13 protein-coding genes are annotated in these 14,578 nt (G+C 69.6%); 7 read left to right on the top strand and 6 right to left on the bottom strand.

Annotated elements, in window-relative coordinates; all coding sequences use genetic code 11:
• The 3 genes from QWU11_RS44510 to QWU11_RS44520 form a co-directional block, all read right to left on the bottom strand.
• Positions 1 to 1,406: hypothetical protein (locus QWU11_RS44510; protein WP_290120650.1), on the bottom strand; the 1,406-nt coding region annotated here is incomplete at its 3' end.
• Positions 1,407 to 1,409: 3 nt separating this feature from the next.
• Positions 1,410 to 1,715, bottom strand: a complete 306-nt coding sequence (locus QWU11_RS44515; RefSeq protein ID WP_290120651.1) for a hypothetical protein — start codon at positions 1,713 to 1,715, stop codon at positions 1,410 to 1,412.
• Positions 1,716 to 1,722: 7 nt separating this feature from the next.
• The gene (locus QWU11_RS44520) at positions 1,723 to 2,121 is read right to left on the bottom strand and encodes a YbaB/EbfC family nucleoid-associated protein (protein WP_290120652.1); all 399 of its coding nucleotides are present in this window, start codon (positions 2,119 to 2,121) and stop codon (positions 1,723 to 1,725) included.
• A 136-nt stretch (positions 2,122 to 2,257) separates the two neighbouring features.
• Between QWU11_RS44520 and QWU11_RS44525 the strand changes: the two genes are divergently transcribed.
• Complete coding sequence (locus QWU11_RS44525) at positions 2,258 to 2,464, top strand: hypothetical protein (protein ID WP_290120653.1); 207 nt, start codon at positions 2,258 to 2,260, stop codon at positions 2,462 to 2,464.
• 107 nt (positions 2,465 to 2,571) lie between these two features.
• Entirely contained in the window at positions 2,572 to 3,819 is a 1,248-nt protein-coding gene (locus QWU11_RS44530; protein ID WP_290120654.1) for a S8 family serine peptidase, read from the top strand.
• On the opposite strand, the gene eccCa is transcribed toward QWU11_RS44530, so the two are convergent.
• Positions 3,816 to 7,793, bottom strand: a complete 3,978-nt coding sequence (gene eccCa / locus QWU11_RS44535; protein WP_354670956.1) for a type VII secretion protein EccCa — start codon at positions 7,791 to 7,793, stop codon at positions 3,816 to 3,818. The two genes, QWU11_RS44530 and eccCa, sit on opposite strands and share 4 nt — an antisense overlap.
• 108 nt (positions 7,794 to 7,901) lie before the next feature.
• On the opposite strand from eccCa, the gene eccD reads away from it, so the two are divergent.
• Positions 7,902 to 9,302, top strand: a complete 1,401-nt coding sequence (gene eccD, locus QWU11_RS44540) for a type VII secretion integral membrane protein EccD (protein WP_290120656.1) — start codon at positions 7,902 to 7,904, stop codon at positions 9,300 to 9,302.
• A gap of 85 nt (positions 9,303 to 9,387) precedes the next feature.
• Positions 9,388 to 9,816 carry a YbaB/EbfC family nucleoid-associated protein gene (locus QWU11_RS44545; protein WP_290120657.1) on the top strand — a complete coding sequence of 143 codons (429 nt, stop codon included), beginning with the start codon at positions 9,388 to 9,390 and terminating at the stop codon, positions 9,814 to 9,816.
• Positions 9,817 to 9,826: 10 nt separating this feature from the next.
• Here the strand turns inward: QWU11_RS44545 and QWU11_RS44550 are convergent, their stop codons facing one another.
• A complete protein-coding gene (locus tag QWU11_RS44550) occupies positions 9,827 to 10,537 on the bottom strand; it encodes a hypothetical protein (RefSeq protein WP_290120658.1) in 711 nt (236 codons plus the stop codon).
• An 18-nt stretch (positions 10,538 to 10,555) separates the two neighbouring features.
• On the bottom strand, positions 10,556 to 11,971 hold the full coding sequence (locus QWU11_RS44555) for a hypothetical protein (RefSeq protein ID WP_290120659.1): 1,416 nt from the start codon (positions 11,969 to 11,971) through the stop codon (positions 10,556 to 10,558).
• A gap of 106 nt (positions 11,972 to 12,077) precedes the next feature.
• Here QWU11_RS44555 and eccB point away from each other — a divergent pair, with 106 nt between their 5' ends.
• The 3 genes from eccB (at position 12,078) to QWU11_RS44570 (ending at position 14,416) form a co-directional block, all read left to right on the top strand.
• Positions 12,078 to 13,520, top strand: a complete 1,443-nt coding sequence (gene eccB, locus QWU11_RS44560; RefSeq protein ID WP_290120660.1) for a type VII secretion protein EccB — start codon at positions 12,078 to 12,080, stop codon at positions 13,518 to 13,520.
• A 219-nt stretch (positions 13,521 to 13,739) separates the two neighbouring features.
• Complete coding sequence (locus tag QWU11_RS44565; RefSeq protein WP_290120661.1) at positions 13,740 to 14,060, top strand: WXG100 family type VII secretion target; 321 nt, start codon at positions 13,740 to 13,742, stop codon at positions 14,058 to 14,060.
• Positions 14,061 to 14,104: 44 nt separating this feature from the next.
• Positions 14,105 to 14,416, top strand: coding sequence for a WXG100 family type VII secretion target (locus QWU11_RS44570; RefSeq protein WP_290120662.1), 312 nt, complete (start codon positions 14,105 to 14,107; stop codon positions 14,414 to 14,416).
• The last annotated feature ends 162 nt before the right edge of the window (positions 14,417 to 14,578 follow it).

The following is a 14,578-nucleotide window of genomic DNA, read 5'->3' on the forward strand; positions in this document are numbered from 1 at the left end:
GCCGGCGGTGCCGCCGGGCCCGTGGCGCGGCCGTCCGCCTGCGGGGGCGGGACCGGGAGGACCGGCGCCACCTCCTGCTCGGCGCGGGGGCGCGCGGCGGCGTCGGGCCGGACGACCGTTCCCCCGTCGCCGGCGAACGACTGGGCGGGGCGAAGGCCGCCGCCGGGCGCGTGGGCGTCCGCGAGGGTGGTGTGCGGGGCCGCGGTCTGCTGGGTGCCGCCGCCCTCCTGGTGTACGACCGCCGGGGCGCTGCCGCCTCCGCCGTCGTTCTGGGTGACGCCGGTGTCGTGTTCGCCGACCGGGAGGTGTTCGCCGGCCGGTACGACCGCGCCGTCTCCGGCAGGGCCCCTGTAGTCGCCGGACAGGATCCGGTCGGTGTCCATCGGCGGCGGACCCGCGGGCTCGGGACGGCCCGCCTCGCCGACGCCCGGATGGGCGGCGGCGAGCGTGAGCTCGCCCGGCGGAGGGGGAAGGTCGCGCCCGCCGACGCTCGTCGGCTTGATGAGGTGTCCGTCGGCGGCGCCGATGAGGCCGGACGTGCCGGCCTTGGCCAGGTGTTCCCAGTCGAGCTGCCCGCTGGCGGCGAGCATCGGCACGCTGCCGAGCATGTTGGCCGCGCCGCTCTGGAGCATGTGCCCGCCCCAGGAGTTCGTCATGAACGCGGCGAGCTTCTCGCGGCCGGCCAGGTCTCCGAACTTCAGGTCCCCCGCCGCCGCCGAGGCCAGACGGGGACCGCCGACCCTGCTGAACAGCCCGGCCATGCCGGTGAGGGCGACACCGGTCATCACGCCGCCCTCGATGCTGGCCTTGGTCTTCTCCCAGTCCCAGCTGTCGCGGTGACCCTCGAGCATCTGGGTGCCCTGGATCCCGGCGTCCATCCCCTCCATGATCGCGGTGGAGACGAGGATGTTGCGCAGCAGCATCACGGCGAGCTGCCGGACGCTCATCTGGGTGATGGCGCACGCGCCGGGGATGAGGGACAGCGAGCCGCCGAAGCTCGGTACGGCCATGGCGATGAAGTACGCGATCTGGAACGCCAGCAGGATCAGCGAGCACAGGATCATGTACTTCGTGTACTCGACGTCCAGCCCGTAGCTCTTGAGCTGCGTGGCGGCTTCCTGGCAGGCCTTCGTCAGGTTCGGCAGGAACTGCGGGTCCGCCTTGGTGAACTGGTCCCAGTACTTGCCGAACGCCTCCGAGGCGATGCCGTCCATGCAGGCCTTGACGGCGTCGAAGGTGATGTCGCCCGAGGTCGCCACGCCGTCGGTGCCCTTGCCCGCGGCGGTGAGCTTCTCGACCTTCTCGAAGATCGTGTCCTCGTCGGCTTCGGGCCAGTCCATGCCGACGATCCAGCCGACGTAGGGCTTGACGATCCCTGGAACAAGATCCTCGAGTGCCTGGTCCACGCCTTATGCCTGAATAGTGCTGGCGACGTCCGCCTGCTCGTATGTGGTCGCCATGTCGTCGAGGCCCCCCTTGACCCCGTGCAGGCCCTTCGCGTTGTCGTCGAGCATCTTCCAGATGCTGGCCAGCAACGGCTTGTAATTCTTCAGGAATTGCTCGGCGTATTGGTCACGACCGAGATACTCTCCGTCACCGAGGTCCGTTTCGAGGGTCTTCTTCACGACCTCGAGGTCGTGGCCCGCATCGGTGAAGCCGGTGGCCCGCGTGCGCATCTGCGCCGGATACACGAGGTATCCGTTGTACATCGTCATAATGCCCTCAGGACTTCTCTTCCTCGTCGGGAACCGTCGGCGGCTGAGGCAGAAAGGCGGTGAAGTCGCCGTCTTCTCCCAGCGCCGTCTCGTATGACAGACCCTCGGGCATGAAGGGCGTCATGATCTTTTTCATCTGCTCGGACACGTCGGCCGTGCCCTTCGCGATCAGCTCCATGATGGCGCGCGAGAGCTCACTGCTGTCGAGCTTGCGGTAGACCCGTGGGTCCAGGCGGATGTCCTGTACCTGCCCTCGTGGGCCGACGACGACCGTCACGAGGCCGTCCGGCCGCGTCGCGGTGGCGCTGACCTTGTCGAGGTCGCGCCGCATCTCGTTGAGGCGTCCGACCTGCTTGGAGTAGTCATCCATGAGTTCCTCGAGCGACGCGCGAAACTCAGCCCTCATGTTCGATCACCTCCGTCATGTCGCCCCGGCCGGCCTTGGAGGTAGAGACGCTGACCGTCCGCGTCAGGTTCCTCTTCGCGGCAATCAACCTGAATACCCCCGCATCGAGCATAAGGTAGTCCGGAAGGATGTGGAGGTGGGGAAGACAGTCATGGCCGAACTCTCCGACGAGGACCGCGAAGCCCTGAAGCGCATGCGCCGCGCGGTCGAGGAACGCGACGCGATCCCGCCCGAAGAGATGGTCGAGGTCGATGACGTCGAGCGTTATCAGTTCCCGATCGGCATTGACGACGAGGGCAACCCGTTTCCCACGCACCAGAGCCGGGGTACGGACGAGGGCTGAGCACGCCCCTACGCACTAACATCACCATTTGTGCCGCCTTTGTCGGCGCAGGCCGTCCGTGCTCTGACGGAACCCGGCCGACCGGAGCGACGGTGGATGGGATGGGTATGAGGGCACTGAAGCTGGGCGGGCTCGCCGCCGCGGGAGCTCTCGGCCTGGCCGCGCTCATCGGCACGCCGTCCGCCGCCGCGGTCAAGCCGACGCCCAAGCCCACGGGATCGCCCAAGGCCACGCCGTCACGTTCCGCGCCCCCGGCCGTCCAGTGCACCCCGCCCCAGCCGATCGCCGCCCTGCAGACCGAACCCTGGGCCCAGCAGCGGCTGGACTTCACCCGCGTCTGGAACCTCACGCGCGGCAAGGGCGTCACGGTGGCCGTCGTCGACAGCGGCGTGGACGCGGGCCACAAGCAGCTCGCCGGCCACGTGACCTCGATCGACCTCACCCATACGATGAACCGCGACTGCGTCGGGCACGGCACCGCGGTCGCGGGCATCATCGCCGCCCAGGACCGGCGGTCGCGCAACCTCCCGTTCGTCGGCGTCGCGCCGGCCGCGCGCCTCCTCTCGGTGAAGTTCACGAACCAGGACCACACCGACGGAGCCGACCCCAACCTGCCCCTGGCGATCAGGACCGCCGCGGACCACAAGGCGAAAGTGATCAATGTCTCGGTCACCTCGCCGGACACCGCCGCCCTGCGCTCGGCCGTCCGGTACGCGCAGGCCCACGACGCCCTCGTGGTCGCCGCCGCCGGCAACGTCACCGACCAGGACAAGGGCACGACCGGCCCCGCGTACCCGGCCGCCTACCCGGACGTCATGGGCGTCGGCTCACTGAGCCCCGACGGCTCGGTCGCCGACTCGTCGAACACCGTGACGAGGGTCAGCGTCAGCGCCCCGGGCAAGCAGGTGGCCACTCTCTGGCCGGGCGGGTACGCGCCGAACGAGGAGGGCACGAGCTTCGCCGCGGCGTACGTCTCCGGAACCGCCGCCCTCGTACGCGCCTACCACCCGAAGCTCGACTTCAAGCAGGTCAAACGGCGCCTGGAGGCCACGGCCGACGGCTCCAGCGGCACCGGCTCGGGCGCGGGCATGATCAACCCGGTCCAGGCGGTCACGGCCCTGCTGCCCGGCGAGGGCACGGACTCGGGCGGCGCCGCGGCGGGCGGAGGCCAGGCGATCCACATCACGTACCGGAACCGGCCCGACCGGCAGACCCGCTCGGTGGCACTGACGGTGACCGGCATCGCCCTGGGCGGCACCGCGGCGGCGGTGGCCGGCGGCATCTTCATCCCGATGGGCCGCCGCCGCCGCTGGAAGCCGGGCACCCACCCGGCCCCGGACCGCCAGGACTCCTAGACGGTGTCTCCGCCGGTCTCGTCGCCGCCGAGGAAGGCGGTCTGGATGAGGCGGGTTCCGGTGCGGCGCTCGACGAAATAGCCGCGGCCCGGAGGCAGTGGCCGTGCGCGTACGTCGCCGAAGAGGGCGCCCTCCTCCTTCGTGCCGGACAGGATCAGCGCCGGGTTGGCCATGTCCTTGATCCGCTGGATCACCGGGTCGTACAGGCCGCGTCCCGCGCCGCCCATCGCCCGCGCCAGGATCACGTGCAGGCCGATGTCGCGGGCCTGCGGCAGGAGCTCGACGATCGGCATCAGCGGGTTGTTGGACGTGGCGACGAGCTCGTAGTCGTCGATGATCAGATAGAGGTCCGAGCCCTTCCACCACGACCGGTTGCGCAGTTGCTCCGGGGTCAGGTCCGAGGTCGGCAGCCGGTTGACCAGCGCGCCCTGGACGTCCTTCAGCAGCGACGTCGCGGACGTGCTCGCCGCCGCGTATCCGATCCGGTGCTCGGTGTCGGCCGTGTCCAGCAGCGAACGGCGGTAGTCGACGAAGATCAGCCGGGCCTGGTCCGGGGTGTTGCGCGCGACGATGCCCTCCGCGATGAGCCGCAGGAGGTTCGACTTACCCGACTCGGTGTCGCCGACGACGATGAAGTGAGCGTCGGCGGAGAAGTCCAGCATGACCGGCGAGAGCGTGTCCTCGTCGATGCCGATCGGGATCCGCCGGCCGGACACCGACGGCGCCGGCAGTGCCGACGGCGCGAGCGTGGCGGGCAGCAGTCGTACGCGCGGCGCGGCCGGGCCGGTCCACGCCGCCGACACCGTCTCCACCAGCGAGCGGACGCCGTCGCCGAGGTCGTCGGAGGCCGTACGGCCGTCGACGCGCGGCAGCGTGCCGAGGAAGTGCAGGCCGTCGCGGGTCAGGCCGCGGCCCGGGGAGTTCTGCGGGACGTTGTCGGCGAGCTTGCGGTTGATCTCGGACTCGTACGGGTCGCCGAGCCGCAGCTCCACGCGGGTCCCGAACAGGTCCCGGATGTTCATCCGGAACTCCGACCACTTGTTGGTCGAGGTGACCACGTGGATGCCGAAGCCCAGGCCACGCGCCGCGATGTCGGTGATGCCGCCCTCGACGGTGTCGAACTCCTGCCGCAGCAGCAGCCAGTTGTCGATGACGAGAAAGACGTCGCCGAACCCGTCGCCGGGCACCTTCCCCTCGGCGCGCAGCCGGCGGTACGTCGTGATCGAGTCGATCCCGCGCTCGGTGAACTCCCGCTCCCGCTGGGTCAGCAGGGCCGACATCTCCGCGACCGTACGCCGGACGCGGTCACCGTCGAGGCGGGAGGCCACACCGCCGACGTGCGGCAGGCTCGCGAGCGAGGAGAGCGTCCCGCCGCCGAAGTCGAGGCAGTAGAACTGCACCTCCTGCGGCGTGTGCAGGAGCGCGAGCGAGGCGATCAGGCTGCGCAGCATGGTCGACTTGCCGCTCTGCGGCCCGCCGACCACCGCGACGTTTCCGGCGGCGCCGGACAGGTCCACCCACATCGCGTCGCGGCGCTGGTCGAAGGGGCGGTCGACGATGCCGACCGGGGCGCACATCCGGCCGCGGCCCTCCCAGCCCGGCGCGGTGAATCCCTGCGTGGGCGTGGCCGTGAGGCCGGGGATCAGCTCGTCCAGCGTCGACGGCGCGTCGAGCGGCGGCAGCCAGATCTCGTGCGCCGGCGGTCCCTGGCCGGCGAGCTGGCGGACGATGATGTCGAACAGGCTGTCCTCGGTGCTGTTCTCGCTCGTGTCGCGCGTCCGCTCCGGGTCCGGATCGGCGATCATCTGCGGCGCGAGATAGTCCGGCATGAAGGGGACGATCTGCGGTACGACGCGCGGGCCGTCGTCGTCGACCTCTTCCTCCTCGGCCTTGTAGGCGCCGGAGACGTACGCCGCCTTGAACCTCGTCATGCCGGTCGTGTCGAACTTGAGGTAGCCGTTGCCCGGCTGCGAGGGCAGTTCGTACGCGTCGGGCACGCCGAGGACGACCCGGCTCTCCATGGCCGAGAAGGTCCGCAGGCCGATGCGGTAGGACAGGTGGGTGTCGAGGCCGCGCAGCTTGCCCTCTTCCAGGCGCTGCGAGGCGAGCAGCAGGTGGACGCCGAGCGACCGGCCGAGGCGGCCGATCATGACGAAGAGCTCGGCGAACTCCGGCTTGGCCGACAGCAGCTCGGAGAACTCATCCAGCACCACGAACAGCGTCGGCATCGGCGGGATCTGGGCGCCGCGCTCACGCGCCGCCTCGTAGTCGCGCAGGGAGGCGTAGTTGCCGGCCGAGCGCAGGAACTCCTGGCGCCGGATCATCTCGCCGTGCAGCGCGTCGTACATGCGGTCGACCAGCGGGAGCTCGTCCTCCAGGTTGGTGATGACCGCGGCGACGTGCTGCAGGGTGTCCAGGCCGAGGAAGGTCGCGCCGCCCTTGAAGTCGACGAGCACGAAGTTGAGCACCTCGGAGGAGTGCGTCACCGCGAGGCCGAGGACCAGGGTGCGCAGCAGCTCGGACTTGCCGGACCCGGTCGCGCCGATGACCAGGCCGTGCGGGCCCATGCCGCCCTGGGCGGACTCCTTGATGTCCATCTCCACCGGGCGGCCGTCGGCGGCGACGCCGATCGGCACGCGCAGCCGGTTGCGGGGTGCCCGCGGGCGCCACAGCGCCGGTGTGTCGATGTGGGTCGGGTCCTTGACACCGAGCAGTGAGGTCAGCGTGCGGTTCGCGTTCAGCGCGCTCTGCTCGGGCTCGCTCGCGCCGCTGGTCCGCAGCGGCGCCAGCTGCCGTACCAGGCCGTCCATGGAGACGTACTCCATGGAGTCGGGCTTGCCGAGAGGCTGGGCGACGTCCTTGCCGGTACGGTCCCGCCGGACGATGCTCATCGAGTCCGCCGCGACGTTGAGCCGCAGCATGGTCGCCTCGGACGTCGGAGTGACCACGCCGCTGAGGTCGATCACGGTGACACCGTCGATGCCGTCCGCGCTGAGCTGGCTGTCCACGCTGACGGCGCCGCCGTCCACGATGACGATGTGGTACGGCATGTCGTCGGAGGTCAGGCCGGGCGAGAACCGCGGCCGATCCTTCAGCCCCGGGCCGAGCATCGCCTCCAGCTCCGACATCGTCTTGGCCATCAGCCGCACCGGGCCGGCGGCGTCGGTGTCCTCGGGGTGCATCGCGTGCGGGAGCCACTTCATCCAGTCCCACGACTGCATGCGCTCCGGCGACGCGCACAGGGCGATCCGCAGGTCATCGGGAGAGTGGAACGACGCGGCCTGGGCGATCAAGGAGTTCACGAGCCCGCGTACGGCCTTCGGGTCGCCGGCCGGGAGGATCCGGGAGAACGACGTGAGGGAGACCGCGATCGGCAGGTTCGGGACGGTGGAGTGCGCGCGTACGAACCTCCGCAGCGCGCCCGCCGTCATCGGCTCCAGGTCCTCGATCGGCTTGGTCTCCGGCGGGATGAGCTGCACGGCCAGCCGCTGGGGGCCGCTGCCGATGCGGATGTTGCCGAAGTCGGCGTCACTGGCCCGGCGCTCCCAGAGGCGGGCGCTCATCACGAGCGACCACAGCGACGCCGGGTCGGGACTGTTCCACTCGAGCGCCTCCCGCTGCTGCGCGGTGGCGCGGCGCACCTTCTGGCGCACCTGCGAGAGGTAGCGGAAATAGTCGCGGCGGGCGCCGTTGAGACGTTGCTTCCGGTCGCCGGTACCCCGGCTGATCTGGCCCAGCATCATCCCCATCATCGACAGCGACATCATTCCGCTGGACAGGAACATGGTCGGGTTCGAACCCGGCGCCACGAGCATGAAGGCCATCGCGCCGCCGCCCGCGGCCATCGGCACGTACGTCAAAATGGCCTGGAAGCCCGCCGACATGGTCTCGGGGATCTCCGGCGGTGATTCGAGGAGTACCTCGCCCCGTGGCATCTCTGGGGGAGGCCGTCGTTCTTGCCTGCTGACGATCACCGTGCTCAACGGAGTACCTCCCGAGGCCGCTGGCATTGAGCGTGAGTAAGCGACATCCTATTAACCCAATTCATGTTGGTTCGTTCGAATCCGCCGATGGGGGAGACCGTGAGTCCGAGAGTCGGAGCCGATCTGTGTCGGATCACGATCGTCGCGCCGGGGCGGCGGATCGATCTGTCGCTGCCGGCCGAGGTCCCGCTGGCCCAGATGCTTCCCACACTGCTGCGCGCCGCAGGCCGTGACCTGGCCGACTCCGGGCTCGCGCACTCGGGCTGGGTGCTCCAGCGGCTGGACGGGCCCCCGTTCGAGAACGGGATGAGCCTGGCCCAGCACGACGTACGCGACGGCGAGGTCCTGTACTTCCGTCCGCGCATGACGCTGATCCCCGAGCTGGTCTACGACGACGTGGCCGACGTGGTCGCGACCGGGAAGAAGGACCGCGCCGACCGCTGGCGGCCCGAGACGACGCGCCGCTTCGGGATGTTCGCCGGCGCGGGAATGCTCGTCCTCGGCATCGTCCCGATCCTGGCCTCCGGCCCGCCGTGGGTGCCCTCCGCGGCCGCCGCCGGGATCGTCGCGCTGGTCCTGGCGACCCTCGGCGCGGCGCTGTCCCGCGCGGTCGGCGACTCGATGGGCGGCGCCGTCCTCGGGTACGCGGCGCTCCCGTACGCCTTCCTGGCCGGTCTGCTGGCTCCCGCACGGGACGAGCTGGCGCTCGTGGACGTGGGCGCGCCCCATCTGCTGGCGGCGTTCGCCGCCGTCACGGTGATCGCGGTGATCGCGGGCTTCGGCGTGGCCGACGGGCTGCCCTGGTTCGTGGGTGTCGGCTTCGCCGGTTTCGTGGGCACGGTCTGCGCCGCGGTCACGCTGCTGTTCGACGGGCTCGAACCGGCGGGTGTGGCGGCGAGCGCGGTCGTGGTCGTGCTCGCCCTCAGCGCGCTCGTCCCCACGCTGTCGTTCCGCTTCGCCCGGGTGCCGCTGCCGCCGATCCCGACCAGCGCCGAGGACCTGCGGAGCGAGTCCACGGTGATCGACGGCAAGTCGCTGCTGCGCCGTGCCGGCGTCGCCGACCGGTTCGCCACCGGCCTGGTGGCCGGCATCGCGCTGGTCTCCGCGGTGGGACTGCTGTTCCTCACCCTCTCGCCGGGCAAGGCCGGGCCGATCATGGCCGCCGTCGTCTGCCTGTCGCTCCTGCTGCGGGCCCGGATCTTCCGCGGCCGCTCCCAGCGGAGCTGGATGCTCGTCGTCGGGCTCGGCGGGTTCGCCCTCCTGGACGTCGGGCTGTCGCTGCGGGCGACACCCGCGCAGGGTCTCGCGATGGTGCTGCCGCTCGTCCTCGCCGTGGCCGCGATCGCCCTGACGATGGCGATGTGGCTCCCGGGCCACCGGCCCACGCCGTTCTGGGGCCGCGCGGGGGACATCATCGACATGTTCGCCATCATCGCCCTGGTCCCGCTCGCCCTGGCGGTCCTGCACGTCTATGGAAAGGTCCGCGGGCTGAGCGGATGACATGGCCGCGTCTCCGCTGGTGCCGGTCGACATTTGGCTGCATACTTCACGGCGAAAGAGGTGAAGCATGAGTGAATTCGGGGACTTGACCAACCTGGACATCGAGAAGCTCATCCGGATCTCGGAAGAGCAATCGGCGCGGGTCAAGGAAATGCAGGAGCGTGCCGCCGAACTCGAGGGCCACGCAGAGAGCGCCGACCGGCGGATCAAAGTGACCTGCACGACCGCCGGCGGTGTCTCCGACATTCAGATCGACCCGCGTGCCATGCGCATGCCGGCCGCCGATTTCGCCGAGGCGCTGAAGAACCTCATCAAAGAGGCGACCGACGACCTGCACCGCCAGCTCAGCGAGCTCATGGCCGAGACCTATGGCGAGGCCGCCAACCCGATGGCGCTCGTGCAGAACCAAGAGGCCGTCCAGGAGCGGATCCAGCAGGCCGCGGTGGCCTACGACCGTACGCTCGACGACGCGATGTCCGAGCTGGAGCGCATCGCCAAGCAGCTCGGACTCTGACGTCCCGGTCTCAGGCGGGCGCCTGGCCGGGCTGCCCGGGCTGAGCGACCCCGGGCCAGATGGCCGGTGAAGCACCGGTGGTCGTGAGTCCCGTCTTCGCCGACCAGAACTCCACGGCGCCGGCGAGGGCCAGGATGCCCTGGCCCTTGAGCGAGCTCAGGAGCTTGCCGGCCTTGCTGATGAGCAGGGCGAGCCGGGAGAGGATGGTCCGGAACACCCCGGTGGAGGTCTCGGCCGCCGCCGTCGCCGCTCCTTCGGCGGCGACGTTGGCACCGGGAATCCAGGAGCAGGCGATGACCCCGGAGGCGCAGGCCGCCAGGATGCCGCCGATGGTCAGCGACAGCAGGCCCGCGCCCATGTAGACCTTCGCGAGGGTGCTCAGCGCGTCGTTGATCCCGTCGTGCGTCTGCGCGGTCTGGTCGAGCGCCGACTTGTACGGCTCGACGTTGGCCTGCACGAACATGTTCTTGTCGTTGCCCTCCCAGTTGTCGGCGCTCGCACGCTTGTCGACGGCCTGGGTGATCTCGGACTTGGTCGTGTTCGCCTTGCCGGCCAGGTCGGTGTGCGCAGCGCCGGCACGCCAGATCTCCGCCGGGTCGGAGATGACCGCGCCCTGCATGAGGGCGAGCGGGATCGCCGAGGGCACGGCGAAGCAGGCGTAAGTGGTGAGCCCCGCCCCGGTCACACTCGGCGCGGAGTCGATGAAGTCGCTGATAGCCATGGTTTCCCTCTTCGCGCTCTACTTCGGAATGCCGTTGACCTGAGTGGTGGAGTCGTCCTCGGCGCCCTGCCAGTTCGTGGCCGTCGCGTTGAGGTTGGGGACCCACTTCGACAATGCCGTGTGGCCGTCCTGGAACTGCTGCGCGCCCGCGTTGCGTACCGACGTGTGCGCGGAGGCCAGCCCGGACGTGGCTCCCATGATCCCGAAACCGGGGTACCCGATGTTGATGTCCGCGGCGGCCTTGTGCGCCTGGTCCATCGTCTGGACCGGACCCGAGTCGATGTCCTTGCCCAGGTTGGTGATGGACTCCTGCCGGATGCTGGCGTAGCCGGTCGCCGGGACCGCCGGCTGCTGCTGGGCCGGCACGTTCGGCTTGCCGCCGGTCGACGGCAGGCCGCCGCCACCGCCGGAGGGAGCGCCACCGCCGCCCGAGGGCATGCCGCCGCCCCCTGAGGGAAGACCGCCGCCGCCACCGGCCGGGGAGCCGTCGCCGGCCGCCGGCACCTTGGGCGTCTCCGGCATCTGCGGCACCTGAGGGACGTCCGGGTTGTTCGGGTCGCTCGGGTTGTTCGGGTCACCGGCGGTTCCGGCGGGCTGCTTCAGCCCCGGCCAGTCGCCCTGCTGGTCCGCCGGGTGGTCGTGGGCATCGATCTTGAGATGCCCGTCCTTGTCCTGGGTGATGTTGAGATCGAGGTGCTTGTCGGGCTGCACGTGGATCTTGATCTCGTGCGGGTTCGTCTCGCTCTTCGGCACCGTGACGTCGAGGCTGCCGTCGTCGTTCGGCTTGACGTGCAGCGTGATGGCGTGCGGGTTGTCCGGCCCCTTGGGGATCGTCAGGTCATAGCTGCCGTCGGCGTTCTGGTGCTGGACGGGGGCCGGAGTGTTCGTGCCCGGCCCGTACAGCGCGAGGTCCAGCTTGGCGGCGTGGTCGCCGATGCCCTGAAGATGCTCGATCGGCGTGTCCGGCGGCGGCGTGACGGTCTGGCCGGTGTCGCCGCTCGTGGTCGTACCGCTGGTGTCGACCGGCTGCGTGCCGGTCTGCGTCGTTCCCGGCTGCGTGCCCGGCTGCGTCGTACCGGTCTGGGTGCCCGCCGGGACGGTCGTGGCGGTGCCTGCGTACGGGTCGCCCGCGGTGGAGGTCGTGAGCTGCGTCGGATCCTGCGGCCCGTGGGTGACGTGCGTCGACCCGTCCGGGGCGATGTCGAGGCTCAGCCCGTTGTCGCCCGCGGCGACCTGGTGGCCGTCGACGGAGATGAGCGCGTCGGGCGTGGAGTCGATGCCGAGCTGGTCGGACGTCGCGTCCTTGCCTGCCGGAATGTCGTACGAGACGGTGTCCGGCGTGGTCGTGGTGCTCGCGGTCGTCGTCGGCGGCGTCGTCGCCGTGCTCGAGCCCGAATTGAGCAGGGTCGCGATGCGATTCTGCTGCTCGCTCATCCATCCCCCATGAACCGGCTGGCGCGTTCCATTACTCCCGCGATGCCCATTAGATTACGGTGCGGGCCGGGGGGTTCCGCAATGTTCCAAATATCGGGAGGTGTCGGTGCAGACCCGTCGTGACCTGTATCAGGCACATCGCCTGATGATGCAGCGAATCGGGATGGCTCTTCTCGCCGGAGAGCCCGACATGCCTGAGCCGCCGACACGCCGGCTCACCGTCTCGATCTTCGCCGGAATGATGATCGGCGTGCTCGTGGTCGCCGGTTTCGGCGTCTGGGGTCTGCTCTCACCGGGCGGCGCGACCGGGCTGGACGCGGCCGGCACTCTCATCATCGAGAAGGAGACCGGCACCAAGTACGTCTACAGCCAGCAGGACAAGAAGCTGTACCCGGTGGCCAACTACGCGTCCGCGCGGCTGATCCTCAACACCGCCCAGGTGAACCGCAAGCTGGTCTCGCAGTCCTCGCTCAACAAGTTCACCCGCGGCGCGCCGGTGGGCATTCTCGGCGCGCCCGACTCGCTCCCCGACTCCAGCCACCAGGTGACGGGCCCCTGGTCGGTCTGCGTGCACAGCGCCGACAACGGAACCGGCGGCACGCGCTCGTACGCCTCTCTCGTCGTCGGCAGCCAGGTCGGCGGACACGCGCTCGGCGACGGGCAGGCCGTGGTCGTCCACGGCGCCGGCGGGTCGTGGGTCGTGTGGCGGAACCAGCGGATGAAGCTGCCCGACACAGAGGTACGTCCGCTGAGCGGCACCGACCATCCGACCGAGGTCTCGGCGACCTGGCTCAACGCGGTGCCGCCGGGACCCGACTTCAGCCCGCCGCCGGTCCCGAACCGGGGCGATGAGGTCACCGGCCCGGACGGTGGCAAGGCCGCCATCGGCACCTTCTACATCGTGCGCACCGTCGGTGGCACCGACCGCTGGTACGTCCTGCTGAGTGACGGCCTCGCCCCGATCAAGCAGACCGAGGGCGTGCTCCTGCAGAACGATCCGGACAGCCAAAAAGCGTACAAGGGACAACAGGTTCGGCCGATCCCTCTGAACGCCGCGGCCGCGAACGCCGCGCAGCGGTCCACCTCGAAGGTCTCCAAGGACGGCCTGCCCGACCAGATGCCCAAGATCGGCTCCTACGACGCCGCGACGCCGCTGTGCGTCGTCTATGCCGACGCCGGGAGCGGGTCAGGGGCCGCGCGGGTGGCCGTGGGCGGCACCGTGCCGACGCCGGCCGTGGGCGCCTCGTCGAGCGGGTCGGGCGCGGCCGGGGGCGTGGTGGACCAGGTGGTGCTGCCCTCGGGCGACGGCGCGCTCCTCGGCCTGCTGCCCGCGCCGAACCAGGCGAAGTCCATCAGCTCGTACTCGATCCTGACCGACCAGGGACTGCGCTTCGCCGTTCCGTCCGCAGATATCGCGGGCAAACTCGGCTTCGACGTGAAGAAGGTCGCCCCGGTTCCAGGAAATCTGCTCCATCTCATCCCGGAAGGGCCGGCGCTGGACCCTCAGCAGGCCCTGAAACCATTGTCTTATACCAGGTCAGGAGGGTAATAGGGGTTGTTGGCCAGGCCCGCCGTGGAAGGTCACGCGAACATAACAATTCATTACTTCTCGCTATGTAGCTTGACTTTTGCATATCCACTGGACAAGGCCGTAATAAGTCTCGTATCGTAATCCCAGTTTTAGGCGGTCACGGAGGGCCCGGCGCTGTCTCTCGGGAGGCGACGGAGCATCGGGCCGCAAGCCGCCCGATCATCATGGAGGTGAACCGTGGCTGATGAGTCTGCCATTGACTTGGCGAACGCCAAGCAGGCCGCACAGAAGATCGACCACTCCGCGAGCGTGATTCAGGGCCTGCAGGTGCAGGTGCAGCAGCACAAGGACCACCTGCGGTCCGGCTGGGACAGCACCGCGGCGCTCGCGTTCGATGACGTGTTCAACCACTTCAACGACGACTTCGCGCGAATCCTCAAGGCGCTCAACCAGATGCACGAGAAGCTGGTCCACTCGAACATCAAGTACGAGTCGAGCGTGCAGGAGCAGCACGACGCGGTGAACAAGGTCAACGACCTGCTCAACGGCCGGACCTGATCGCGTCTTCTCGCAAGCCATAGCTGACTTCGGAGGGTTGAAGGATGGCAGGACAGCTCGACTACACACGCGCTAACTTCACGACATTGCAGCAGGCCGAGGCCGACTTCTCGCTGGCGTTCCGCGCCCTGCGGGATGAGCTGGAGGACCTCGACGGCGAGCTGAAGAAGCTGCTCGCCCCGTGGGTCGGCCAGGCCGGCAGCACGTACGAGACCGCCAAGGCCCAGTGGAACTCCGCCGCGGCCGACATGGGCGCGGTGCTCCAGCGGCTGGGCCTCACCATCGGTGACGTCCACCAGAACTACTCGGCCGCTGAGAAGGCCAACAACGACCTGTGGAGCGGTGGCGTCCTCTAAGAAGAGGTCTCCAGGCCTCGGCTGCTCCAACGGCCGGGGCCGAACCCCGTCAGAGTCCGGTGCGCGCCGGCCATCGAGGCGAAAGTCCCAGCTCGATCGGTGCGCACCGAATCACCGCGTGAATTCCCTGGGCTCATTGTCGTGCGAGGGTGACAGACGTTT

The sequence above is a fragment of the Actinomadura sp. DC4 genome, from assembly GCF_030406325.1.
Taxonomy (GTDB): Bacteria; Actinomycetota; Actinomycetes; order Streptosporangiales; family Streptosporangiaceae; genus Actinoallomurus.

Coding starts and splice junctions, on each gene's coding strand:
- QWU11_RS44515 (WP_290120651.1), bottom strand. CDS start 1,715: ATGACGATGTACAACGGATACCTCGTGTATCCGGCGCAGATGCGCACG.
- QWU11_RS44520 (WP_290120652.1), bottom strand. CDS start 2,121: ATGAGGGCTGAGTTTCGCGCGTCGCTCGAGGAACTCATGGATGACTAC.
- QWU11_RS44530 (WP_290120654.1), top strand. CDS start 2,572: ATGAGGGCACTGAAGCTGGGCGGGCTCGCCGCCGCGGGAGCTCTCGGC.
- QWU11_RS44550 (WP_290120658.1), bottom strand. CDS start 10,537: ATGGCTATCAGCGACTTCATCGACTCCGCGCCGAGTGTGACCGGGGCG.
- QWU11_RS44555 (WP_290120659.1), bottom strand. CDS start 11,971: ATGAGCGAGCAGCAGAATCGCATCGCGACCCTGCTCAATTCGGGCTCG.
- QWU11_RS44570 (WP_290120662.1), top strand. CDS start 14,105: ATGGCAGGACAGCTCGACTACACACGCGCTAACTTCACGACATTGCAG.